Source organism: Microbacterium pratiae (assembly GCF_047302165.1).
Lineage (GTDB): Bacteria > Actinomycetota > Actinomycetes > Actinomycetales > Microbacteriaceae > Microbacterium.
This window is the reverse complement of record NZ_CP154843.1, coordinates 3,217,063-3,237,490: the sequence shown is the minus strand read 5'-3', so window position 1 is coordinate 3,237,490 and position 20,428 is coordinate 3,217,063. Positions and strand designations below refer to the sequence as shown.

Sequence of the window (20,428 nt, the reverse complement as noted above, 5' to 3'; positions counted from 1 at the left end):
CGGGTCTGGGTTTCGAGCCTACGCGTCGGCGTCGTGCTGCTTGCGGACCATGTCCACGACCTCGTCGTACTTCGGCGAGTTCATGAAGTTGTCGACCGACACATGCATCGCCTCGGGCGTGCGCTGGCGCGCGCGGTCCGTGAGCTGGTTCTGCGTGATGACGAGGTCGGCGCTTCCGTCCAGGTTCGCGATCGCCTTGTTGACGACCGTGACACCCTCGACGCCCGCCTTCTTGAACTTGTTGCGCAGGACGCTCGCGCCCATCGCCGAGGAGCCCATGCCCGCGTCGCATGCGAACACGATCGACTGGATCGGCTTGGTCGCCGTCGCGGTTCCGGCTCCGGCCGCGGCGTCCTCGGCGGCGGTGGCCACCTCGGCATCACGTCCGCCGGCGCGGCGCAGCGAGTCCATCGCGGACGAGGACTTGCCCTTGTTGGCCTCGGTCTGCGCGATCGCGGCCTCGAAGTCCGAGCCGTCCGCGGCGAGGTCGCGCTTACGGGTGGCGCGCAGGATGACCGCCGACACGATGAACGTGACGGTCGCGGCCAGGACGACCGACAGCAGCACCACGATCAGGTTGCCGACACCGCCCGGCAGAGCGGCCGCGACGACCGCGATGATGCTTCCGGGCGCGGCCGGGAAGGCCAGACCGCCGCCGAGCAGCATGTTGGTGGTCACACCGGTCGCACCGCCGGCGATGAGGGCGAGGATGAGCATCGGCTTGCTCAGCGCGTACGGGAAGTAGATCTCGTGGATACCACCGACGAACTGGATCACCGCCGCACCCGGAGCGGAAGCCTTGGCCGCGCCGACACCGAAGAAGGTGAAGGCCAGCAGCAGACCGATTCCGGGGCCGGGGTTGGCCTCGATGAGGAAGAGGATCGACCGACCGAACTCCTCGCTCTGCTGAACACCCAGCGGCGTGAAGACACCGTGGTTGATCGCGTTGTTCAGGAAGAGCACCTTGGCCGGCTCGACGATGATCGAGACGAACGGCAGGAGGTTCAGGCTCACGAGCCAGTCGACGGCCGCGCCGAGGCCCTGGCTGACGATCCGGAAGAACGGTCCGAAGGCGAAGAAGCCCACGACCGCGAGGATCATCGACAGGATGCCGGCGGAGAAGTTGTTGACGAGCATCTCGAAGCCCGGCTTGATCTTGCCGTCCCAGATGCGGTCCATGTACTTCACCGCGACAGCGGCGAGGGGCCCCATGATCATCGCGCCGAGGAACATCGGGATGTTCGTGCCCGCGATGACGCCGACCGTGGCGATCGTCGCCACGACGCCGCCGCGCTCTCCGTAGACCATGCGGCCCGCGGTGTTCGCGATAAGCAGGGGCAGCAGGTAGGTGATCATCGGGCTGACGAGACCGACGTACGCCGCGACGTTGGTGCCGTCGCTCTCGGCGAGCGTCGTCATGGCGCCCTGCCAGCCGATCGCCTCCAGGTTGCCGGAGCCGCCGATGATGTCGGCGACCGGGTACCAGTGGATGCCGAACGGGCTGTCGGCGCCGAGGAACCCGGCGGGGATGAACAGCATGGTGATGAATCCCCATGCGATGAAGGCAGCGATGTTGGGCATGATCATGCCCGACAGGAAGGTCCCGAATCGCTGGACGGCGACGCGGGCTCCTCCCGTCTTCCTATCGACGGCTGACGTCGTTGTCATTTCTGGTTCTCCTTCTGGTGCGGTGCAGTGCAGGTGCTGATCAGATGCCGGCGGCCGTCTGGGCGGCGGCACGTGCCGAGGCCGCGTCCGTCGCGGTCAGGGCGGCTTCGGCGATGCGGCGTGCGTCGTCGAGGGTGTGGTGGAGCAGGGTGGCGCGGACGTCGGCGAGCGCGGTGGGCGCCATCGACAGGCTCGTGGCACCGAGGCCCACGAGCACGACGGCCAGCAGCGGGTCGGCTGCGGCCTCGCCGCAGATGCCCACGGGCTTGCCGTTGGCCTGGCCCGCCTTGCCGGTCTCGTGGATGAGGCGCAGCACGGCCGGGTGCCAGGGGTCCTGGAACGACGACACCGAACCGAGCAGGCGGTCGGCGGCGAGCGTGTACTGGGTGAGGTCGTTGGTGCCGATGGAGGCGAAGTCAGCGATCTTGAGGACGTGGTCGGCCAGCAGCGCGGACGACGGCACCTCGACCATGACTCCGGCGGTCTTGATGCCGTACTCGCGCGCGATCTCGACGAAGTACTGCGTCTCCTCGACGGTCGAGACCATCGGGGCCATGACCCACAGGTCGGCCTCGGTCGCGGCGTCCGCCTCGGCGAGCGCGGTGAGCTGCTCGCGCAGGATGTCCTCGCTCGCGCGGAGGGCGCGCAGGCCGCGGAGCCCCAGCGCGGGGTTCTCCTCGTGCGCGTCGTTGAGGAACGCGAGCGGCTTGTCGGCGCCGGCATCCAGTGCGCGGACGACGACCTTCTGGCCGGGGAACGCCTGCAGCAGCTTCGTGTAGGCCTCGCGCTGCTGCGCGACGGTGGGCGCCTGTGCCGAGCTGAGGAAAAGGAACTCGGTGCGGAACAGGCCGACGCCTTCGGCGCCGAGCTCGACGGCCTGCGCCGCGCCCTCGGGCTTGCCGAGGTTGGCCAGCAGCGGCACGGCGGTGCCGTCGGCGAGCGCGCCGGGGGTGATGGGGGCGGATGCCGCCGACTTGCGCTCGTCGGCGCGGTTCTGCGCCTGAGCGAGCTCGTCCTGGCTCGGGTCGGTCGTGACGACGCCCTTCGCCGCGTCGACGATGACGGTCTCGCCCTCGGAGAGGCTCGCTGCCTCCGTGACTCCGACGACCGCCACGATGGACTTCTCGCGGGCGAGGATCGCGGTGTGCGAGGTCGGGCCGCCTTCGGAGGTCACCAGCGCCAGGACCATGTCGAGGTCGAGCAGTGCGGTGTCGGCGGGGGCGAGGTCCTTCGCGACCAGCACGAAGGGGTGGCCGGGCTCGGGAACGCCCGGGGCGGGGACGCCGCGGAGGTGTGCGATGACGCGCTGCGCGACGTCGTCGAGGTCCGCGGCGCGCTCGCCGAGATAGCCGCCCATCGCGGACAGCTGGTCGCGGAACGAGGCGAAGGCGTCGTAGACGGCGAACTCGCCGGTCTTGCCGGCCTGCAGGCGGGTCGCCACCTCGGCCTCGAGGCTCGGGTCCTCGGCCATCATGGCCTGCGCTTCGAGCACGTCGCGGGCTGCGCCGCCCGCCTGAGCGCCGCGCTGTTCGAGCTCGCGCGCGACAGCGGCGACGGCGTCCTTGACGCGCGCCGTCTCCTCGTCGAGGGACAGTGCGGACTTCTCGTCCTTCGGTGCGGGAAGCGGCTCCGCCATCCGTGCGATCGGTCCCTGCGCGACTCCCAGGCCGATGCCCACTCCGCGAAGCTCACTCATTGCTCGATCTCCTTCGTATCGTCCGTGTTCGTATCGATGGTCGTTCGTGGTCACTCGTCGTGGTCGGTGGCGAGCAGGTCGGCGAGTTCGTCCAGGACGCTCTCCGCACTCTCGCCGTCGGCCGTGAGGGTGACGTAATCGCCGTACTCGACGCCGAGCGCGATGACTCCGAGGATGCTCGCGGCGTTCACGGGCGAGCCCGATCCCTTCGCGATCGTGACGTTGGCGCCCGACTGCTTCACCGCCTGAGCGAACAGCTTCGCGGGACGGGCGTGAAGCCCGTTGGACGATCCGATGCGGACGGTGCGCGATGCCTCGCTCATGAGGTGGTCCTCTCCGTTGAAGGGATGTCGGTGCTGGAACGTGTGTCGGAGGCGGCCGGAGCGGTGATCAGCGCGAGCGTCCGGCTGCCGTCGAGATCTCGGAAGATGTCGGCGGGCATCAGGATGACGCGCGTCCCGCGGGCAGCCGCGGCCTCGGTGATCCGGTCCAGCTTCGGGATGAGCTGGGGGCCGACGAGGACGATGTCCGCCGCATCGAGATCGATCGGCAGTGACTGCTCGGTTCCGGCGGTGGCGGTGATGTCCAGACCGCGCGCTTGCGCCGCGTGGCGCACTCGCTGTGCGACGAAAGTACTCGACGCACCCGCGCCGCATACGACCAGGATCCTCATCGACCCGCCTCCTCCTCTCCCCATTGTTGTGAGTGCCCTGAGAGGCGACAAGGCCTTCCTGCTTCCGCAGGGGCGGAAGGTCACCCGGGCCATGATGGAATGGGAGCGTGACCAGGAGCCGGCAGGACCGCGTCCTCGCGATTCTCGCGCGCGACGGCGACTGGGTGACGGCAGCCGAGCTCGCCGATGCGATCGGGGTCACCCCTCGCTCGATCCGGAGCTATGTGACGGCGCTGAACGCCCGGGTTCCCGACGGTGTCGTGGTCGAGTCCGGCCCGCAGGGATATCGGTCGGGCCCGGACAGCGCCGCTGCCGTGCACGTGGGCGACGCGGGAACGCCGCGCGACCGGCTGCACCGTCTCGTGCGCGCGCTGCTGGACTCTCCCGAGGGCATCGACGTGTTCGAGACGGCCGAAGCCTTCTTCGTGAGCCCCGCCACGATCGACGCCGACCTCGGCCGGGTGCGCGGACTGCTCGGAGGTACCGAGCTCAGCCTCGAACGCACCTCCTCGCGCGCGAGGCTGCGCGGCACCGAGATGGCGCAGCGACGTCTCCTCAGCCGGCTCGCCCACGAGGAGACCGACGACGGATCCTTCGACCTCGACAGCCTCCGCCGCACTCTCGGCGAGCGGTCCGTCGGCGCGGTGGCCTTCGGCCCGTTCAAAGACGACCTGGTCACGGAGCTGACCGAGCTCGGCTACTTCGTCAACGAGTTCGGCATCGGGGATGTCGTCATGCACATCGCCATCGCCGCGGATCGCATCACGCGGGGTCGGGCGCTCGAGGTGGCGGAGGCCGACGACGCCGCGTTCCGCGCCGAGGTCGGCGACATCCTCGACCGCCTCACACGGCGGCACCTGGGTGTCGTCCTGGGCTCGGGCGATCGCCAGCATCTCGCGGCGCTCGTGCTCACACGCGTCGTGGCACCCGGTGCGACTGAGCCGGCGGCGCTCATCCGCGAGCGCATCGATCCGGATGTCGCGACAGCGGTGCGCGACGTCGTGCGGCGGGCGGCGGCCGAGTTCCTCGTCGACATCGACCAGGAGGACTTCGTGCTGCGCCTGTCGCTGCACGTGCAGAACCTCAAACACCGGGCGCGCGAGCAGGCGTGGTCGCGGAACCCGCTCACGCGATCGCTCAAGACGACGTATCCGATGATCTTCGAGGTCGCCGTGTACATCGCGGACGCACTGCGGGGCCTCCTCGGCATCCCGCTCCTCGACGACGAGATCGCCTACATCGCGATGCACGTCGGCGGCCGCCTCGAACGCAGCCGCTTGTCGGCGCAGGCCCTGACGGCGACGATCGTGTGCCCCGGGTACTACGAGCTGCACGAGCTGCTTCGCTCCAGTGTCGACCGATCGCTCGGGCAGGCGCTCGACGTGGTGGGGGTCGAGACGCGGGTGGACCCCGACTGGGCCTCGATCGACACCGACCTCATCCTCTCGACCATCGCGCCGCCGGTCATGAGCGACCGGATCGTCCACATCCAGCCCTTCCTGACCGACGCGGACATCGATCGCGTGCAGACCGCCGCCGCACGCCTGCGCCGAGCCCGGCGCCTGGCCCGCCTGCGCGCCGAGCTGGAGCGCTACTTCGACCCGACCGCCTTCACCCGCGGGCTCGACGGCGATGGGGGAGAAGAGGGCGTGATCCGGCAGCTGGGCTCGTTGCTCGTCGATCAGGGCGTCATCGACGACGACTACATCGAGCGCACGATCGAGCGGGAGCGGCTGTCGTCCACGGCCTTCACCGACGCGCTCGCCGTGCCCCACGCGATCGGGATGACTGCCACGCGCACGGCAATCTCGCTCGGGATCGCCGATCCCTCGATCGCATGGGGCGACGGCCGCGTGCAGGTCGTTGCGATGGTGGCGTTCTCCGAGTCGGACCGAGCCGCGTTCCAGACCGTCTTCGAGCAGCTGGTCGAGGTGTTCAGCGAGCGCGAGAGCGTGCAGCGGATCGTGCGGCGCGGCACGACGTTCGGCGCCTTCCTCGACGAGCTCGTGGCCGTCGTCGACGGCTGATTCCGCGCGTTCAGCGGGCGAGTCGCGCTTCGAGCCCGAGCTTCACCGCGGGCCACTCGTGGGGGAGGACGGAGTACACGACGGTGTCGCGCAGCGTCCCCTGCGGCCCCAGTCGGTGGTTGCGGAGCACACCGTCCTGCTTCGCACCGAGCCGCTCGATCGCCGCGCGCGACTGACGGTTGTGCCATGACGTGCGGAACTCCACCGCGATGGCGTCGCAGCGCTCGAAGGCGTGGCCGAGCAGCAGGCGCTTCGCGGCGGTGTTGACGGCCGTCCGCTGCACGGCCGGCGAGAGCCAGGTGTGCCCGATCTCGACCCGGCGGTGGGGCTGGTCGATGTTGCAGAAGGTCGTCATCCCCACGGCCACGCCGTCGCGCAGCACGGCGAACGGGTTCATGTGGCCCTCGTCGCGCCAGGCGAGTCGCTGCGCGATGTCGGCCGGTACCGAATCGGGGACCGAGGTGTACCAGGCGTACTCGAGACCGATCGTCGCGCTCGCGAGCTCGTCGGCATGCTCGTTTCCGAGCGGCACGAGCCGCACGTGCTCATCGGCGAGCTCCACAGGTTCCGTCAGCAGCACTCCCGAAGCCTATCGGCGCGGGGCGCGATACAGACGTCGGACCGGCGGTGCTGGTGTCGTGCCGGGTGCCGCCTGAGGCGACACCAGCACCACGCGTCCAACGAATGTATCGGGGTGTTGTGGGGTGGGGCGGCGGGATCAGCCGATGCTCGCGAGCAGCTCGCGCACGCCGGCCTCGAGCGCGGCGAGCCGGGATGCCGCGTCGGCGGCCGACTCTCCCCGGACATCGAGGTACAGCTTGAGCTTGGGCTCGGTCCCGCTCGGGCGCACGAGGATGCGGGCGTCGCCCTCGAGCCACAGGCGCAGGATGTCGCCGAGCGGCGGACCCGACACCGGCGCGGCGAGATCCTCGAACGACATGACCGCGGCGTCGCCGATCCGGGTGGGCGGCGCCGCGCGGAGTGCGGTCGTGATGCGTCCGATGACGGCGAGGTCGTCGACGCGGACCGACACCTGTCCGCTGGCGAAGCTGCCGAACTCGGCGTCGAACTCCGCGAGCAGATCGCCCAGGGTCCGACCCTGTTCGCGGGCCTCGGCGGCGAGACCGAGGATGGCGACGGCGGCGGAGATGCCGTCCTTGTCCTTCACGGTCTCGGGGTTGACCAGGTAGCCCAACGCCTCCTCGAAACCGAAGACGAGCCCGGGGGCGCGCGAGATCCACTTGAAGCCGGTCAGGGTGGCGTGGAAGTCGAGGCCATAGCGCTCGGCGACGACCTGAAGGGCGGGCGAGGACACGAGGGAGCAGGCGAGCGACGCGCCGTCGGCGACCCCGCCCACCGCTGCTCGCCGGGCCGCGCGCCAGCCGAGCAGCAGACCGATCTGATTGCCGGTCAGCCGTCGCCAGCCGCCCTCGGCTGCCGCATCCGGGATCGCGACGGCGAGGCGGTCGGCGTCGGGGTCGTTGGCGAGGATGAACTCCGCGTCGTTCGAGCGTGCGGTGTCGAGCGCGAGATCCATCGCGCCGGGCTCCTCGGGGTTGGGGAACGCAACGGTGGGGAACCGGCCGTCCGGCTCGGCCTGCTCGGCCACCGGCACGGGGTGGGGATAGCCGGCGGCGTCGAGGATGCGCAGCATCGTCTCGGTCCCGACGCCGTGCATGGCGGTGTAGACCCAGCGCATCCCGTTCGCCCCCGCGGGGGCCGGGGCGACGGTGGCCGTCGCCGCGACGTAGGCCTCGACAACCGCGTCGTCGGCGGTCTCGTACGACTCGGAGCGGGGGAGGAGGGAGATGTCGCCGGCATCCGCCACCTTCTGGATGTGCGCGGCGATCTCGCCGTCGGCGGGCGGGACGATCTGCGAGCCGTCGTCGGCGCCGCCGAGGTACACCTTGTACCCGTTGTCGTCGGGCGGGTTGTGGCTCGCGGTGACCATGACGCCCGCGTCGGCGCCGAGGTGCCGCACCGCGAAGGCCAGAACCGGCGTCGGAAGGAGTCGGGGCAGGAGGATGGCGCGCAGCCCGGCGCCCGCGAAGATCTCGGCGGAGTCCTGCGCGAAACGCGCCGAGCCCCGGCGTCCGTCGTAGCCGATGACGACGACGGGCGGAGCATCCGGGCCTGCCTTCTCGAGCAGGTACGCCGCGAGGCCGGCGGCCGCCTGCGTCACGAGCACGCGGTTCATGCGGTTGCTTCCGGCGCCGAGCCGCCCGCGGAGTCCCGCGGTGCCGAAAGCCAGACGTCCGCTGAATCGGTCGACGAGGTCGGCCGCGGCTGCGGCATCCCCCGCCTCGGCGGCTGCGATGACGGCCGTCAGCTCGTCTCGGGTCTCCGGGTCGGGATCCTGAGCGAGCCACGCCCGCGCCGCATCCCACGGCACCGCCGGGGCGGTGGTGTCGACCGCGACGCCCGTGACGGGCTCGTCCGCGGCGGTCACAGCGCCTCGATCACACGGGCGAGGAGTGCCGAGATCACCGGTTCGGCTTCGCGTCCGGCCTCGATCACCTCGGCGTGGCTGAGAGGAGTCTCCTGAATGCCGGCGGCGAGGTTGGTGATGAGCGAGAACCCGAGGATCTCCATTCCGGCCTCGCGCGCGGCGATGGCCTCGAGCGCTGTCGACATACCCACGATGTCACCGCCCAGCGTGCGAGCCATCCGGACCTCCGCAGGCGTCTCGTAGTGCGGGCCGCGGAACTGCGTGTAGACGCCCTCGTCGAGCGTGGGGTCGATCGATCGGGCGACGTCGCGTAGCCGGGAGGAGTACAGGTCGGTCAGATCGACGAAGGTCGCACCCTCGAGCGGCGAATCGGCGGTGAGGTTCAGGTGGTCGCTGATGAGCACCGGCTGTCCGGGGTGCCACGTCGGCTTGATGCCGCCCGCTCCGTTGGTCAGCACCATGATCTTGGCGCCCGTGGCGGCGGCGGTGCGCACGCTGTGCACGACTCGGCGCACGCCGTGCCCCTCGTAGTAGTGGGTGCGAGCGCCGATGACGAGGATGCGCTTGCCCTCGGGGGTGAGGATGCTGCGGAGCGTTCCCACGTGTCCCGCGAGCGCGGGCTTGCTGAACCCGGTGACATCGGTGGCCGGGATCGTCGCGGTGGTCTCGCCGATGAGCTCGGCCGCGCGGCCCCAGCCGCTGCCGAGGGTGAGCGCGATGTCGTGGCGCTCGACGCCGCTGATGCGGGCGATGTCGGCCGCCGCCTCGCGGGCCACATCGAGCGGGTCGACAGCGGGATCGTCGAGCGGGTGCGCGGAGGAGTCAAGCATCTTCCCACTCTAAGACGCGCGACCGCTCGGACGCAGGTGTGCGCGACCGTCTCCGCGGCTGAGGAAGAATGGAGACCATGTCGCCTCTCAGCTTCGAGCGCACCCAAAGCGTCGCCGTCCTCGGCGGCGGCCCCGGCGGATACGAGGCGGCCCTGGCCGCCGCCCAGCAGGGTGCGGAGGTGACCCTGGTCGAACGCGCCGGCGTCGGCGGCTCGGCCGTCATCACCGACGTCGTCCCTTCGAAGTCCCTGATCGCCACGGCTGACGCGGCCGTCGCCATCAGCGAGGCCTCCGATCTCGGGGTGCAGCTGTTCGCGCGGTCCGACTCCGGTACGCCGCTCAAGCCCGAGGTCGCCATCAATCTCGCGGCGGTCAACCGCCGGCTGCTCTCGCTGGCTCGCCAGCAGTCCGACGACATGCGTGCGCAGCTCATCGAGGCGGGGGTGCGCATCATCTCCGGTCATGGCCGTCTCGACGGCACGCATGCCCTCATCGCCGCCACGGGCCCCGGTGGCACCGACTTCGATCGTGTCGAGGCCGACACCCTGGTCGTCTCGGTGGGTGCATCGCCGCGCGAGCTGCCGAGCGCGAAGCCCGACGGCGAACGCATCCTCACGTGGACGCAGCTCTACGACATGAAATCGCTGCCCGAGCACCTCATCGTCGTGGGGTCGGGAGTGACGGGGGCCGAGTTCGCCTCGGCGTACATGAACCTCGGTGCGAAGGTCACGCTCATCTCGAGCCGCGACCAGGTGCTCCCGGGTGAGGACGTCGACGCCGCCGCCGTCATCGAGAAGGTCTTCAAGCGCGGCGGAATGACGGTGCTGTCGAAGTCCCGCGCCGAGAAGGTCGAGCGAACCGAGAACGGCGTCGTGGCGACGCTCTCGGATGGGCGCACTGTCGAGGGGAGCCATTGCCTCCTGGCGGTGGGGTCGATCCCCAACACCGCGGGCATCGGCCTCGAGGAGGCGGGCGTCCAGCTCACCGACTCCGGCCACATCCAGGTCAACCGTGTCGCGCGCACCTCCGTGCCCAACATCTACGCAGCGGGTGACTGCACCACCTTCGTGCCGCTCGCCTCGGTCGCCGCGATGCAGGGGCGCCAGGCCGTCTTCCACGCGCTCGGCGACACCGTCATCCCGCTCGACCGCCGCCGCATCACCGCGAACATCTTCACCGCTCCCGAGATCGCGACGGTCGGGCAGCAGCAGAAGGACATCGAGTCGGGTCTGGTCAACGGCTACGTCCACAAGCTCCCGCTCGCGGCGAACCCGCGCGCGAAGATGATGGGCGTCAAGGACGGTTTCGTGAAGATCATCGCGCGCGAGGGCTCGGGCACCGTGATCGGCGGCGTTATCGTGGCGCCCCGCGCGTCGGAGCTCATCTACCCGATCGCGATCGCTGTCGAGCGGCGCCTCACGGTCGACCAGCTCTCGCGCGTCTTCGCTGTATACCCGTCGTTGACCGGGAGCATCACGGATGCCGCCCGCGCGATGCACCTCGTGCAGCGCGACGAGGACCCGCTGTCCTGAGCCGAGCGCACGAGCGTCGGAGAATCGCGCGAACGTCAGAGTGATTCCGGCGACCGCTCCGAGGTACGCGTCACTCTCCGATGCTCGTGCGCGACGATGCGTCGCCGTGTCACCTCACATCGGCGTAGTAGCGCGTCTCCGGCTCGGCGCGTACGGCAATCCTGACGGCTGTGGTGCGGGTGACATCGACGAGTTCGAGAGCGTGCGGCTCCTCGTCGCAATCGATGCTCGTCTCCACGCCGCGCGAGCCGGACGCCGTTGAAGCCTCGACGAACACCGTCGCGGTGTGACCGCCGAAGCACCGCACCTCGACCGCACTCGCCGGCGCCGGCTCGGCGAGCGTCAGGATGACACCGTCGCTCCGGTCGCCGGAGTTCTCGAGCGGCATCGTATGGCCGCTCGCCGTGCCGATGCCGACATCCGCTCCGGCTTGTTCGGCCGCGACCGAGGCGAGCCACGCGTCCGCCGCCGCGAGGTCGACCGTGTCCGAAGCGCAGGCGCTCAGCCCGAGAGCGAGCCCCAGCAGGCAGACGACGGGAATGACACGTGCAGGGCGGCGCATGCCCCCACCCTACGGCTCAGGAGATCGTCAGCAGGGGGTGACCAGCGCCGACCGTCGTGCCCGGGGTCGCGTCGATGGCGCCCACGACGCCGTCCTTGTGCGCCTGGATGGGCTGCTCCATCTTCATCGCCTCGAGCACGACCACGAGGTCGCCCTTGACGACCTGCTGACCGGCTTCGACAGCGACCTTGACGACGGTCGCCTGCATGGGCGACTTCACGGCGTCTCCCGATGCGGCGGCGCTGGCGCTCGCCGCGTGCGAGCGGCGAGACGGCGGCACCTGCGCGGGGCGGCCGACCGCGACCGGCGGCGATGCGACCCGGTCGGGGAGGCTCACCTCGAGGCGCTTGCCCGAGACTTCCACGACCACGGTGTGCCGGCCGCTCGGCTGCGCCGGCGTCTCGAGCTCGCCGTCCCACGCGGGGATGTCGTTGACGAACTCGGTCTCGATCCAGCGGGTGAACACGCCGAACGTGCCGTCCTCCGCCGTGAAGGCGGGCTCGCGCACGACGCGCCGGTGGAACGGCAGGACGGTGGGCATGCCGGCGACCTCGAACTCGTCGAGTGCGCGGCGCGAGCGCTCGAGCGCTTCCTCGCGGGTGCGGCCTGTGACGATGATCTTGCCGAGCATCGAGTCGAACGCGCCCGAGACGGAGTCGCCCGCCGTGACGCCGGAGTCGAGGCGGATGCCGGGGCCGCCGAAGGTCTTGAAGACGTGGATGCGGCCGGGCTGCGGCAGGAAGTTGCGGCCGGGGTCCTCGCCGTTGATCCGGAACTCGATCGAGTGTCCGACGGGGGCCGGGTCGTCGTAGTCGAGCGTGCCGCCCTCGGCGATGCGGAACTGCTCGCGGACGAGGTCAATGCCGGTGACCTCTTCGGACACGGGGTGCTCGACCTGCAGGCGGGTGTTGACCTCGAGGAACGAGATCGTGCCGTCGGCGCCGATGAGGAACTCGCACGTCCCCGCGCCGACGTAGCCGACCTCGCGCAGGATCGCCTTCGAGGCGGTGTAGAGGATGTCGTTCTGCTCGGCGCTGAGGAAGGGGGCCGGTGCCTCCTCGACGAGCTTCTGGTGGCGTCGCTGCAGCGAGCAGTCACGCGTGGAGACGATGACGACGTTGCCTGCTGCGTCGGCGAGGCACTGCGTCTCGACGTGGCGCGGCTTGTCGAGGTACTTCTCGACGAAGCACTCGCCGCGGCCGAAGGCGGCGATCGCCTCACGAGTCGCGGACTCGAAGAGCTCGGCGATCTCGTCGAGCTCACGCGCGACCTTCAGGCCACGCCCGCCGCCGCCGTATGCGGCCTTGATGGCGATCGGCAGCCCGTGCTCATTCGCGAAGGCGATGACCTCGTCGGCCCCGTCGACCGGCCCCGGGGTGCCGGGGGCGAGGGGAGCGCCGACCTTCTCGGCGACGTGCCGCGCGGTGACCTTGTCGCCGAGGGCCTCGATGGCCTCGGGGGAGGGGCCGATCCAGACGAGCCCTGCGGCGATGACGGCGCGGGCGAACTCGGCGTTCTCGGCGAGGAAGCCGTACCCGGGGTGCACGGCGTCGGCGCCGGAGCGGCGTGCGACGGAGAGGATCTTCTCGATCGAGAGGTAGGTCTCGGCGCTCGTGGCGCCTTCGAGCGCGTAGGCCTCGTCGGCGAGGCGGGCGTGGAGCGCGTCGCGGTCCTGGTCGGCGTAGACGGCGACGGACGCCTTCCCGCTGTCTCGGGCGGCGCGCACGATTCGGACGGCGATCTCGCCGCGGTTCGCGATCAGGACCTTGGCGATCTCAGGCATGAATGCCAGCCTAGCGAGCGCAGGCGCTCGTCTTTTGGATCACTCGCACAAAGTGATCGACTGAACGTGGGCGGATGCCTACGAAGCGGGCGCCGTACTCACGACGCGCCGGCCGAGGTCCACAGGTCGGTCCAGGCCACGTCGAGCTCGCGGACGAGACGACGCAACGTCGACAGCGACATCCCGACGACGGTCGAGGGATCGCCCTCGACCCGCGTGATGAAGGCGCCGCCGAGGCTGTCGACGGTGAACGCGCCCGCCACCTGCAAGGGCTCGCCGGTGGCGACGTACGCCGCGATCTCGTCGGCGGAGATATCGTCGGCGAACGTCACCGCGGCCTCGGCGACGGCGTGAGCCTCGCGGGGCGAGGCGCCGGGGCGAACGCGGAAGACCGAGTGCCCGGAATGGAGGATGCCGGTTCCCCCGCGCATCCGTTCCCATCGCTCGGCGGCGACCGCCGGCAGCAGCGGCTTGCCGAGCACTTCTCCGTCGAAAGCGAACATCGAGTCGCCGCCGATCACGATGCCGTCGAAGTCGGGCTCGTCCCGCGTGAGGGCGACGACGACGTCGGCGGCCTTGCGTCGGGCGAGCAGCAGCACGTGCTCGTCGGGCGGCAGGGTCCTGCCCTCCGCGGCCTCGAGCGCGGCGACCACGGCCTCTTCGTCGACCTCGGGCGCCCGCGTCGACGGTTCGATGCCGGCTTGACGCAGCAGCATGAGGCGGGCGGGGGAGGTCGAGGCGAGGCACACGCGCATGCCGTTCACGCTACCCGTGGGCGCTCGTGTGCGAGCATCGTGGGATGCAGTCCGGCGACCTTCTCGATCTCGACGTCACCGACGTCGCCCACGGCGGCGTCTTCGTCGCCCGTCACGAAGGCCGCGTCGTCTTCGTCCCCGATGCGATCCCGGGTGAGCGGGTGCGTGCGCGCCTGACCGACACCGCGAAGTCGTCCTTCTGGCGTGCCGAGGCGCTCGAGGTGCTCGATGCGTCGCCGCATCGGAGGCCGCACGTCTGGTCTCGCGCTGACATCGGCACCGCTCCCGAGAACCGGCCGGGCGGCGCCGACTTCGGGCACATCGAGATCGGGCACCAGCGCGAGCTCAAGCAGCGTGTCCTCCGCGACGCGCTCCAGCGCTTCGGCGGCGTCGACAGCGACGTCGTCGTGAGCGCGGCCGGCGCCGACGAGACCGCCGACGGCACCGGATGGCGCACGCGCGTCAGCCTGCACGTCGACGAGGATGGGCGGATCGGCCCCTTCGCAGCGCGGTCGCACCGAGTGGTCGAGGTCGATGATCTGCCGCTGGCGACGCCCGCGATCGCCGAGGCGGTGTCCCGCGGTCGCTCGGCCGCGCCCGGTCGTCTCGACCTGGTCCAGCCCGCCGATGGACGTGTGCGCGCACTCCCGCGGCCCGAGGTCGCTCGCCGGCGTGGCCGGGGCGGACCGCGCCCCGTCGTGGATCCGGCGCTGCGCGACGTCGTGGTCGAGCGTGTCGGCGACCGCGAGTTCCGCGTCGATGCGGGCGGCTTCTGGCAGGTCCACCGTCTCGCCCCGGCGGCGCTGCGGGACGCGGTCCACGAGGGGCTGCGCGCAGCGGGACGTGACGCGGTGGATCCGGAGGCGTGGCACCTCGACCTGTACGGCGGCGTCGGCCTCCTCGCGACCGCCGTCGCGGAGCTCGGCGGTCCCGCCACGCGGGTCACGAGCGTGGAATCGGATCCGCGCGCGACCGATCACGCCGGCGAGAACCTCGCCGAGTGGGTGGGGGCGCGCGCGGAGACCGGTCGCGTCGACCGCTGGCTCGCCCAGACCGAGCAGGCCGCCTCGAACGCCGAGCGCGCCCGCCTGCGCGCCGGAGTGACGGTCCTCGACCCGCCGAGGGCGGGGGCGGGACGCGAGGTCGTCGACTCCCTGCTGCGACTGCGTCCGGCGACGCTGGTCTATGTCGCGTGCGATCCGGTCGCCCTCGCGCGCGACCTCGGTATGCTCCGCGCGGGCGGTTACCGCCCCGCGTCGCTGCAGGGCCTGGATCTGTTCCCCAACTCGCACCACGTGGAGGCGGTCGCGGTACTCACCGACGAGGGTCCGCTGTCCTAGGCTGAGCGCATGACACGGGTGGCACTCATTGACGATCACGAGTCGGTCCGACTCGGTCTCGCCGCCGCCTGTTCCCGGGCCGGAGTGGGCGATGTCGTCTTCTCCGGCAGCACCGTCGCTGAGTACCTGCGGTGGCGCAAAGACACGGGTGAGGCTCCCGCGGATGTCGTCGTCCTCGACCTCATGCTCGGTGATGGGGCCACCGTGTCCGAGAACGTCGCGCAGCTCGTGTGGGACGGGTCGCAGGTGATCGTCCACAGCGTCGCCGACCGTCCCGTCGCGGTGCGCGAGGCGCTCGCGTCCGGTGCGCTCGGCGTCATCAGCAAGTCGGCGCGCGCCGACGACGTCGTCGCGGCGATCCAGACCGTCGCGCGGGGCGAACATCTCGACAACGTCGAGTGGGCGAGTGCTGTCGACGGCGACCGGGCGTTCGCCGATGCCCAGCTCTCCGCGCGCGAGCGCGACGTGCTGCGACTGTATGCGGCGGGTCTGCCGCTGAAGGCCGTGGCCGAACGCCTGGGGATCGCCTATTCCACCGCGAAGGAGAACATCACCCGCGTCCGGGTGAAGTACGTCGAGGTCGGCCGTCCCGCACCCACCAAGGTCGACCTCCTCCGTCGCGCGATGGAAGACGGCCTCGTCGCCGAAGCCTCCGATGCCCGCTGAACCCTCCGGCGTCGGCATCCCCGGTCCCCGACGGCCCGCAGAGTTCCGCGAAGCGCTGGCCCAGACGCAGCGCTTCACGCAGTCGCGCATCGATCGCATCCTGGGCATCGTCGTCGGAGCCGGAAGCGCGGTCATCGGCATCCAGGCGCTCGTGGGCGCGCTCAGCGCACCGGCCGGGCATTCGACCTGGAACACGGTCCTCCTCGTCGCCGTGCTGGGCTCGCTGCTCATGATGTGCGTCTCGCTCCTCACCTCGTGGGCCGTCCGCGTGTTCACCGGCATCTTCGCCGGCGTCTTCCCGGTCGCGACCGTGCTCTGGCCGCTCGCGGCCGGAACCGGAACCACGATCGACGAGCAGCCCTGGCTCTGGTTCCTCATCAACGTCGGCACCGTCGCGGCGGTCTTCTGCATGCCCCTCACGGGGCAGATCGTCTGGGCGTTCCTGCTGCCGCTGCTCTACGGGGCGATGCGATTGACGCTCCTGCCCCTGAGTCCGGCCACCGTGCTCGACGTGGCGCTGGACTCGGTGTTCGCGATCATCCTCGCGAGCGTGCTGATCGTCGTGGGATGGATCCTGCGCTCCCTCGCAGCCAGCATCGACAACGGGCGGGAGGGGGCGGTGCGCTCGTTCGCGCAGGCTGCCGCGGCCGACGCTGTCGAGAAGGAACGGGTCGCGGTGGCGGCCCTCATGCACGACAGTGTTCTGGCGGCGCTCATCGCCGCGGAACGAGCCGAGACCGATCGGGAGCGCACCCTCGCCGTGTCGATGGCGCGTGACGCGCTCACGCGCCTCGCCAATGTCGATCAGGAAGCCGGGGAGGGGCCTGACGCGCCGGTGGATGCCGCGGCCATCGGCGCCGAGCTCGAAGCCACCGTCCGGCGCCTGTACCCCGCCGCCGCGGTCAGTCACGACATCCGACCCGACGCCCGGCCGGTCCCGGGTCGCGTCGCGCGAGCGCTGCAGCTCGCGGCGGCACAGGCCGTCACCAACTCGGTCGAGCACGCCAGCGCGGCGGATCTGCGGGTCGACTTCCGGGCCGACGGGACGGGGCTGCGCATCACGGTGAGCGACCAGGGTCCGGGGTTCGAGGCGGCTCGTGTCCCCGAGGATCGCCTCGGCATCCGAGCTTCGATCATCGCGCGGGTCGCTGCGGTGGCGGGAGTGGCCACGGTCGATTCCGACGCGTCGGGGACGACGGTGGCGATCAGCTGGCGGGAGCGCTCATGAACCGTTCGGTCCGCTGGGTGCTCTCCGCCCTCGGGGTCGCGTTCACGGCCTACCTGGCGGTCGGCGGCATGTTCTGGACCCGCCCCGTCGATGTGCCGATCGTGCTGGTGCTGAACCTCGTGGTCTACCTCGCCGTCACGGGGCTGTGCATCTTCTGGCCCACGCGGCCGATGGGCGTGCCGTCCGAGCCCCTGGCGAACGTTCCGGCGGTGAGCGCCGTGACGGCCGGGATGAGCCGGCCCGCGCCGCTGCCGTTGTGGATCGCGCTGCTCGCCTTCGTCGTGACGGTCGTGATCCCCTCGGCCACGTGGTGGGCGGCGGGCGAGGAGGGACGTCTCCAGCCTTTCGCGACCTGGAGTCTGGGCGGCCTCGGTGCGCTGATGGCGGTCCTCGTCGTCCGTCGCCGGTCGATCGTCGCGTGGTCGGGCATCGCGATGCTCTTCCTGCAATCGGTGATCTGGATCGGTCCCGAGCCCACGCTGTCGCTCGGCGCCGTCGGCTCGGCGCTCTGGGTGGGAGGGGCGCAGATCATCGTGCTGCTGATCGACCGCGCGGCCATCGAGACCGCGCAGCTGACCGCACTCCAGCGCGAGGCATCGGAGTGGCTCGCGACGCAGGAGGGGCGTCGTCGCGAGAGGCGCGTCCGCGTGCAGCGCGCGCTCGCCGTGGCCGGGCCCGTCCTCTCGCGGACGATCAAGGCCGACGGCGACCTCGACGATGACGAGCGGCTGCAGGCCCGGCTCGCCGAGGGGCGTCTGCGCGACGAACTGCGGGGACCGCGTCTGCTGGATGACGCCGTGCGCCGCGTGCTCGAGGATGTTCGGCGCGCCGGTTCGCACGTCACGTTCCTCGACGAGGGCGGCCTCGACGGTCTCGATGAGCGTGAACTGGCCGCCATCCGAGCCGAACTGGCTGCGGTTCTCGACGGCGTCCGGTCGGAGCGCCTCTACATCCGCACGTCCACGCACCCCGACACGGCGGTCACGGTGGTCGGGCGATCGCGTCACGCGGACGGTTCCGACGAGACAGTGGACCTCTGGCGCGAGATCGCTCGTCCGCGTCCCTGACCCGGAGGAAGATGCTGGGGGCGAGGGGCGGCGAAGCCGCCCGCCCCTCGCCATGCGAGTGGTTACCCGAAAACCGACTCGCAGCAGTCACCGGCGTGAAGCACAGGTGACCGAACGCAGTAGCGTTCCAGCACATTCAGTCTGCGACAGCGTGCCAGATCTGTCTGTAGGTATTTCGGGGGACAAGACCGCCCGGAGGTCGCACGCGCGGCAGGGCTGTCAGCCGGTGAACCTTCCCCAGCCGAAGCCGCGGCGCAGCGGTGTCCGCAGGGCGCGCGCCGAGCGTCGCCACGCGGATTCGGGTTCCGGCTCGGGGGCCACCGCCTCAGCCGCCTCCTGCGCGTACGACTCGCTCACCACCGCGATGAGCGCCGCGAGCTCCTCCGGCGTCGGATTGCCGCGGCGCACGTCGATGCGAAGGGGGCGCTCCTCGCGCTCCGCCTCACGCTGTGCGTCGTCCGAGCCGGTCACAGCGGGATGTTCCCGTGCTTCTTCGCGGGCAGCTCGGCGCGCTTTCCGCGCAGCGCGCGAAGCGACTTCGCGACGTAGACACGCGTCTGTGCGGGCTCGATGATGCCGTCCAGCTCTCCGCGCTCGGCCGCCAGGAAGGGGGATGCGACGTTGTAGGTGTACTCGGAGGCCAAACGCGACCGCACAGCGGCGACATCCTCGCCCGCCTCTTCGGCGCGCTTGATCTCACCGCGATACAGGATGTTGACCGCGCCCTGGCCGCCCATCACGGCGATCTCCGCGGTGGGCCACGCCACGTTGATGTCGGCGCCCAGCTGCTTCGAGCCCATGACGATGTACGCGCCGCCGTAGGCCTTGCGCAGGATGACCGTCACGAGAGGGACCGTCGCCTCGGCGTAGGCGTACAGCAGCTTCGCGCCTCGGCGGATGACACCGGTCCATTCCTGGTCGGTACCCGGGAGGTACCCGGGGACGTCGACGAGCGTGACGATCGGCACCGAGAAGGCGTCGCAGAAGCGCACGAAGCGGCTGGCCTTCTCGCCCGCGTCGATGTTCAGCGTGCCCGCCATCTGCGAGGGCTGGTTGGCGATGATGCCGACGGTGCGTCCCTCGACCCGACCGAACCCGACGACGATGTTGGGGGCGAACAGCGGCTGCACCTCGAGGAAGTCGCCCTCGTCGACGAGCCCTCCGATCACCTGATGGATGTCGTACGGCTGGTTCGGCGAGTCGGGGATGACGGTGTTGAGCGTACGGTCGTCATCGGTGGTCTCCCACTCGAAGCCGGTCTCGTAGACAGGGGCGTCCGACATGTTGTTGTCGGGCAGGAAACTCAGGAGCGAGCGCGCGTAGTCGATCGCGTCGTCCTCGTCTTCGGCGAGGTAATGCGCCACCCCCGAACGCGTGTTGTGGGTGTGAGCGCCGCCGAGCTCCTCCATGCCGACGTCCTCGCCCGTGACCGTCTTGATGACGTCGGGGCCGGTGACGAACATCTGGCTCGTCTTGTCCACCATGATCACGAAGTCGGTGAGGGCGGGGGAGTAGACCGCGCCGCCGGCTGCGGGCCCCATGATGAGCGAGATCTGGGGGATGACGCCGGACGCGGCGGTGTTCAGGCGGAAGATCTCGCCGTACTTGCCGAGGGCCACGACGCCCTCCTGGATGCGTGCGCCGCCCGAGTCGAGGATGCCGATGATCGGCATCCCGCCGCGCAGGGCGAGCTCCATGACCTTGATGATCTTCTCGCCCGCCGACTCGCCGAGCGAGCCGCCGAACGTCGTGAAGTCCTGCGAGTAGACCGCGACCGTGCGTCCGTGGATCGTGCCGACCCCCGAGACGACGGAGTCGCCGTACGGGCGGGAACGGTCCATGCCGAAAGCGGTCGTGCGGTGGCGCACGTACTCGTCGATCTCGACGAACGATCCCGGGTCGACGAGCATCTCGATGCGCTCGCGGGCGGTGAGCTTGCCCTTCTTGTGCTGCTTCTCGTGTGCCGTCGTCTCGGCGTCGACGACGGCCGTCTGATAGCGGGCGCGGAGGTCGGCGATCTTGCCGGCGGTCGTGGACAGGTCGGGCTGGTCGGTCACGCGTTCCACCCTATCCAGCACCGCCCCGCAGCCGTTGGAGCACACCCACAACGACCGCAGAGATCCGCTGTGGGAACCCTCGGGCGCAACCCCTC

18 protein-coding genes are annotated in these 20,428 nt (G+C 70.7%); 6 read left to right on the top strand and 12 right to left on the bottom strand.

Annotated elements, in window-relative coordinates; genetic code table 11:
• Window positions 1-18 precede the first annotated feature (18 nt).
• From AA0Y20_RS15410 to AA0Y20_RS15395, 4 genes are read right to left on the bottom strand one after another with little or no spacing between them, the layout of a single operon-like run.
• On the bottom strand, window positions 19-1,668 hold the full coding sequence (locus AA0Y20_RS15410; RefSeq protein ID WP_412936021.1) for a PTS mannitol transporter subunit IICB: 1,650 nt from the start codon (window positions 1,666-1,668) through the stop codon (window positions 19-21).
• 40 nt (window positions 1,669-1,708) lie between these two features.
• Window positions 1,709-3,364, bottom strand: a complete 1,656-nt coding sequence (gene ptsP / locus AA0Y20_RS15405; RefSeq protein ID WP_412936018.1) for a phosphoenolpyruvate--protein phosphotransferase — start codon at window positions 3,362-3,364, stop codon at window positions 1,709-1,711.
• Between the two features lie 50 nt (window positions 3,365-3,414).
• Window positions 3,415-3,687 (bottom strand): HPr family phosphocarrier protein, encoded by a 273-nt coding sequence (locus AA0Y20_RS15400; RefSeq protein ID WP_412936015.1) that lies wholly within the window; start codon window positions 3,685-3,687, stop codon window positions 3,415-3,417.
• Window positions 3,684-4,037, bottom strand: coding sequence for a PTS sugar transporter subunit IIB (locus AA0Y20_RS15395; protein WP_412936013.1), 354 nt, complete (start codon window positions 4,035-4,037; stop codon window positions 3,684-3,686). The genes AA0Y20_RS15400 and AA0Y20_RS15395 overlap by 4 nt, the downstream gene beginning before the upstream one ends.
• 107 nt (window positions 4,038-4,144) lie before the next feature.
• Here AA0Y20_RS15395 and AA0Y20_RS15390 point away from each other — a divergent pair, with 107 nt between their 5' ends.
• The gene (locus AA0Y20_RS15390; RefSeq protein WP_412936011.1) at window positions 4,145-6,064 is read left to right on the top strand and encodes a BglG family transcription antiterminator; all 1,920 of its coding nucleotides are present in this window, start codon (window positions 4,145-4,147) and stop codon (window positions 6,062-6,064) included.
• A 10-nt stretch (window positions 6,065-6,074) separates the two neighbouring features.
• On the opposite strand, the gene AA0Y20_RS15385 is transcribed toward AA0Y20_RS15390, so the two are convergent.
• The 3 genes from AA0Y20_RS15385 to AA0Y20_RS15375 form a co-directional block, all read right to left on the bottom strand.
• Window positions 6,075-6,644 carry a GNAT family N-acetyltransferase gene (locus tag AA0Y20_RS15385; RefSeq protein ID WP_412936009.1) on the bottom strand — a complete coding sequence of 190 codons (570 nt, stop codon included), beginning with the start codon at window positions 6,642-6,644 and terminating at the stop codon, window positions 6,075-6,077.
• A gap of 138 nt (window positions 6,645-6,782) precedes the next feature.
• Window positions 6,783-8,456, bottom strand: a complete 1,674-nt coding sequence (locus tag AA0Y20_RS15380) for a phospho-sugar mutase (RefSeq protein WP_412939665.1) — start codon at window positions 8,454-8,456, stop codon at window positions 6,783-6,785.
• A 53-nt stretch (window positions 8,457-8,509) separates the two neighbouring features.
• Entirely contained in the window at window positions 8,510-9,343 is an 834-nt protein-coding gene (locus AA0Y20_RS15375; RefSeq protein ID WP_412936007.1) for a purine-nucleoside phosphorylase, read from the bottom strand.
• A 68-nt stretch (window positions 9,344-9,411) separates the two neighbouring features.
• Between AA0Y20_RS15375 and AA0Y20_RS15370 the strand changes: the two genes are divergently transcribed.
• Window positions 9,412-10,875 carry an NAD(P)H-quinone dehydrogenase gene (locus AA0Y20_RS15370; protein ID WP_412936004.1) on the top strand — a complete coding sequence of 488 codons (1,464 nt, stop codon included), beginning with the start codon at window positions 9,412-9,414 and terminating at the stop codon, window positions 10,873-10,875.
• A 109-nt stretch (window positions 10,876-10,984) separates the two neighbouring features.
• Here the strand turns inward: AA0Y20_RS15370 and AA0Y20_RS15365 are convergent, their stop codons facing one another.
• From AA0Y20_RS15365 to AA0Y20_RS15355, 3 genes are all read right to left on the bottom strand, one after another.
• The gene (locus AA0Y20_RS15365; RefSeq protein WP_412936003.1) at window positions 10,985-11,437 is read right to left on the bottom strand and encodes a hypothetical protein; all 453 of its coding nucleotides are present in this window, start codon (window positions 11,435-11,437) and stop codon (window positions 10,985-10,987) included.
• A 16-nt stretch (window positions 11,438-11,453) separates the two neighbouring features.
• Window positions 11,454-13,220 carry an acetyl/propionyl/methylcrotonyl-CoA carboxylase subunit alpha gene (locus tag AA0Y20_RS15360; protein WP_412936001.1) on the bottom strand — a complete coding sequence of 589 codons (1,767 nt, stop codon included), beginning with the start codon at window positions 13,218-13,220 and terminating at the stop codon, window positions 11,454-11,456.
• A gap of 98 nt (window positions 13,221-13,318) precedes the next feature.
• A complete protein-coding gene (locus tag AA0Y20_RS15355; protein ID WP_412936000.1) occupies window positions 13,319-13,975 on the bottom strand; it encodes a Maf family protein in 657 nt (218 codons plus the stop codon).
• 44 nt (window positions 13,976-14,019) lie between these two features.
• Here AA0Y20_RS15355 and AA0Y20_RS15350 point away from each other — a divergent pair, with 44 nt between their 5' ends.
• From AA0Y20_RS15350 to AA0Y20_RS15335, 4 genes are read left to right on the top strand one after another with little or no spacing between them, the layout of a single operon-like run.
• The gene (locus AA0Y20_RS15350; protein WP_412935998.1) at window positions 14,020-15,315 is read left to right on the top strand and encodes a class I SAM-dependent RNA methyltransferase; all 1,296 of its coding nucleotides are present in this window, start codon (window positions 14,020-14,022) and stop codon (window positions 15,313-15,315) included.
• A gap of 9 nt (window positions 15,316-15,324) precedes the next feature.
• Window positions 15,325-15,981, top strand: a complete 657-nt coding sequence (locus tag AA0Y20_RS15345; protein WP_412935996.1) for a response regulator — start codon at window positions 15,325-15,327, stop codon at window positions 15,979-15,981.
• The gene (locus tag AA0Y20_RS15340; RefSeq protein ID WP_412935994.1) at window positions 15,971-17,209 is read left to right on the top strand and encodes an ATP-binding protein; all 1,239 of its coding nucleotides are present in this window, start codon (window positions 15,971-15,973) and stop codon (window positions 17,207-17,209) included. Before AA0Y20_RS15345 ends, AA0Y20_RS15340 begins: the two co-directional genes overlap by 11 nt.
• Window positions 17,206-18,276: a hypothetical protein gene (locus AA0Y20_RS15335; protein WP_412935991.1), complete on the top strand. Its 1,071-nt coding sequence runs from the start codon at window positions 17,206-17,208 to the stop codon at window positions 18,274-18,276. The genes AA0Y20_RS15340 and AA0Y20_RS15335 overlap by 4 nt, the downstream gene beginning before the upstream one ends.
• A gap of 219 nt (window positions 18,277-18,495) precedes the next feature.
• Here AA0Y20_RS15335 and AA0Y20_RS15330 read toward each other — a convergent pair whose 3' ends face one another.
• Both AA0Y20_RS15330 and AA0Y20_RS15325 read right to left on the bottom strand, forming a co-directional pair.
• Window positions 18,496-18,747 (bottom strand): acyl-CoA carboxylase subunit epsilon, encoded by a 252-nt coding sequence (locus AA0Y20_RS15330; RefSeq protein WP_412935989.1) that lies wholly within the window; start codon window positions 18,745-18,747, stop codon window positions 18,496-18,498.
• Window positions 18,744-20,333: an acyl-CoA carboxylase subunit beta gene (locus AA0Y20_RS15325; RefSeq protein ID WP_412935987.1), complete on the bottom strand. Its 1,590-nt coding sequence runs from the start codon at window positions 20,331-20,333 to the stop codon at window positions 18,744-18,746. The genes AA0Y20_RS15330 and AA0Y20_RS15325 overlap by 4 nt, the downstream gene beginning before the upstream one ends.
• Between the last annotated feature and the right edge of the window lie 95 nt (window positions 20,334-20,428).

Coding starts and splice junctions, on each gene's coding strand:
- AA0Y20_RS15335 (WP_412935991.1), top strand. CDS start 17,206: ATGAACCGTTCGGTCCGCTGGGTGCTCTCCGCCCTCGGGGTCGCGTTC.
- AA0Y20_RS15345 (WP_412935996.1), top strand. CDS start 15,325: ATGACACGGGTGGCACTCATTGACGATCACGAGTCGGTCCGACTCGGT.
- ptsP (WP_412936018.1), bottom strand. CDS start 3,364: ATGAGTGAGCTTCGCGGAGTGGGCATCGGCCTGGGAGTCGCGCAGGGA.
- AA0Y20_RS15365 (WP_412936003.1), bottom strand. CDS start 11,437: ATGCGCCGCCCTGCACGTGTCATTCCCGTCGTCTGCCTGCTGGGGCTC.
- AA0Y20_RS15395 (WP_412936013.1), bottom strand. CDS start 4,037: ATGAGGATCCTGGTCGTATGCGGCGCGGGTGCGTCGAGTACTTTCGTC.
- AA0Y20_RS15370 (WP_412936004.1), top strand. CDS start 9,412: ATGGAGACCATGTCGCCTCTCAGCTTCGAGCGCACCCAAAGCGTCGCC.
- AA0Y20_RS15375 (WP_412936007.1), bottom strand. CDS start 9,343: ATGCTTGACTCCTCCGCGCACCCGCTCGACGATCCCGCTGTCGACCCG.
- AA0Y20_RS15400 (WP_412936015.1), bottom strand. CDS start 3,687: ATGAGCGAGGCATCGCGCACCGTCCGCATCGGATCGTCCAACGGGCTT.
- AA0Y20_RS15340 (WP_412935994.1), top strand. CDS start 15,971: ATGCCCGCTGAACCCTCCGGCGTCGGCATCCCCGGTCCCCGACGGCCC.
- AA0Y20_RS15355 (WP_412936000.1), bottom strand. CDS start 13,975: ATGCGCGTGTGCCTCGCCTCGACCTCCCCCGCCCGCCTCATGCTGCTG.
- AA0Y20_RS15410 (WP_412936021.1), bottom strand. CDS start 1,668: ATGACAACGACGTCAGCCGTCGATAGGAAGACGGGAGGAGCCCGCGTC.
- AA0Y20_RS15360 (WP_412936001.1), bottom strand. CDS start 13,220: ATGCCTGAGATCGCCAAGGTCCTGATCGCGAACCGCGGCGAGATCGCC.
- AA0Y20_RS15350 (WP_412935998.1), top strand. CDS start 14,020: ATGCAGTCCGGCGACCTTCTCGATCTCGACGTCACCGACGTCGCCCAC.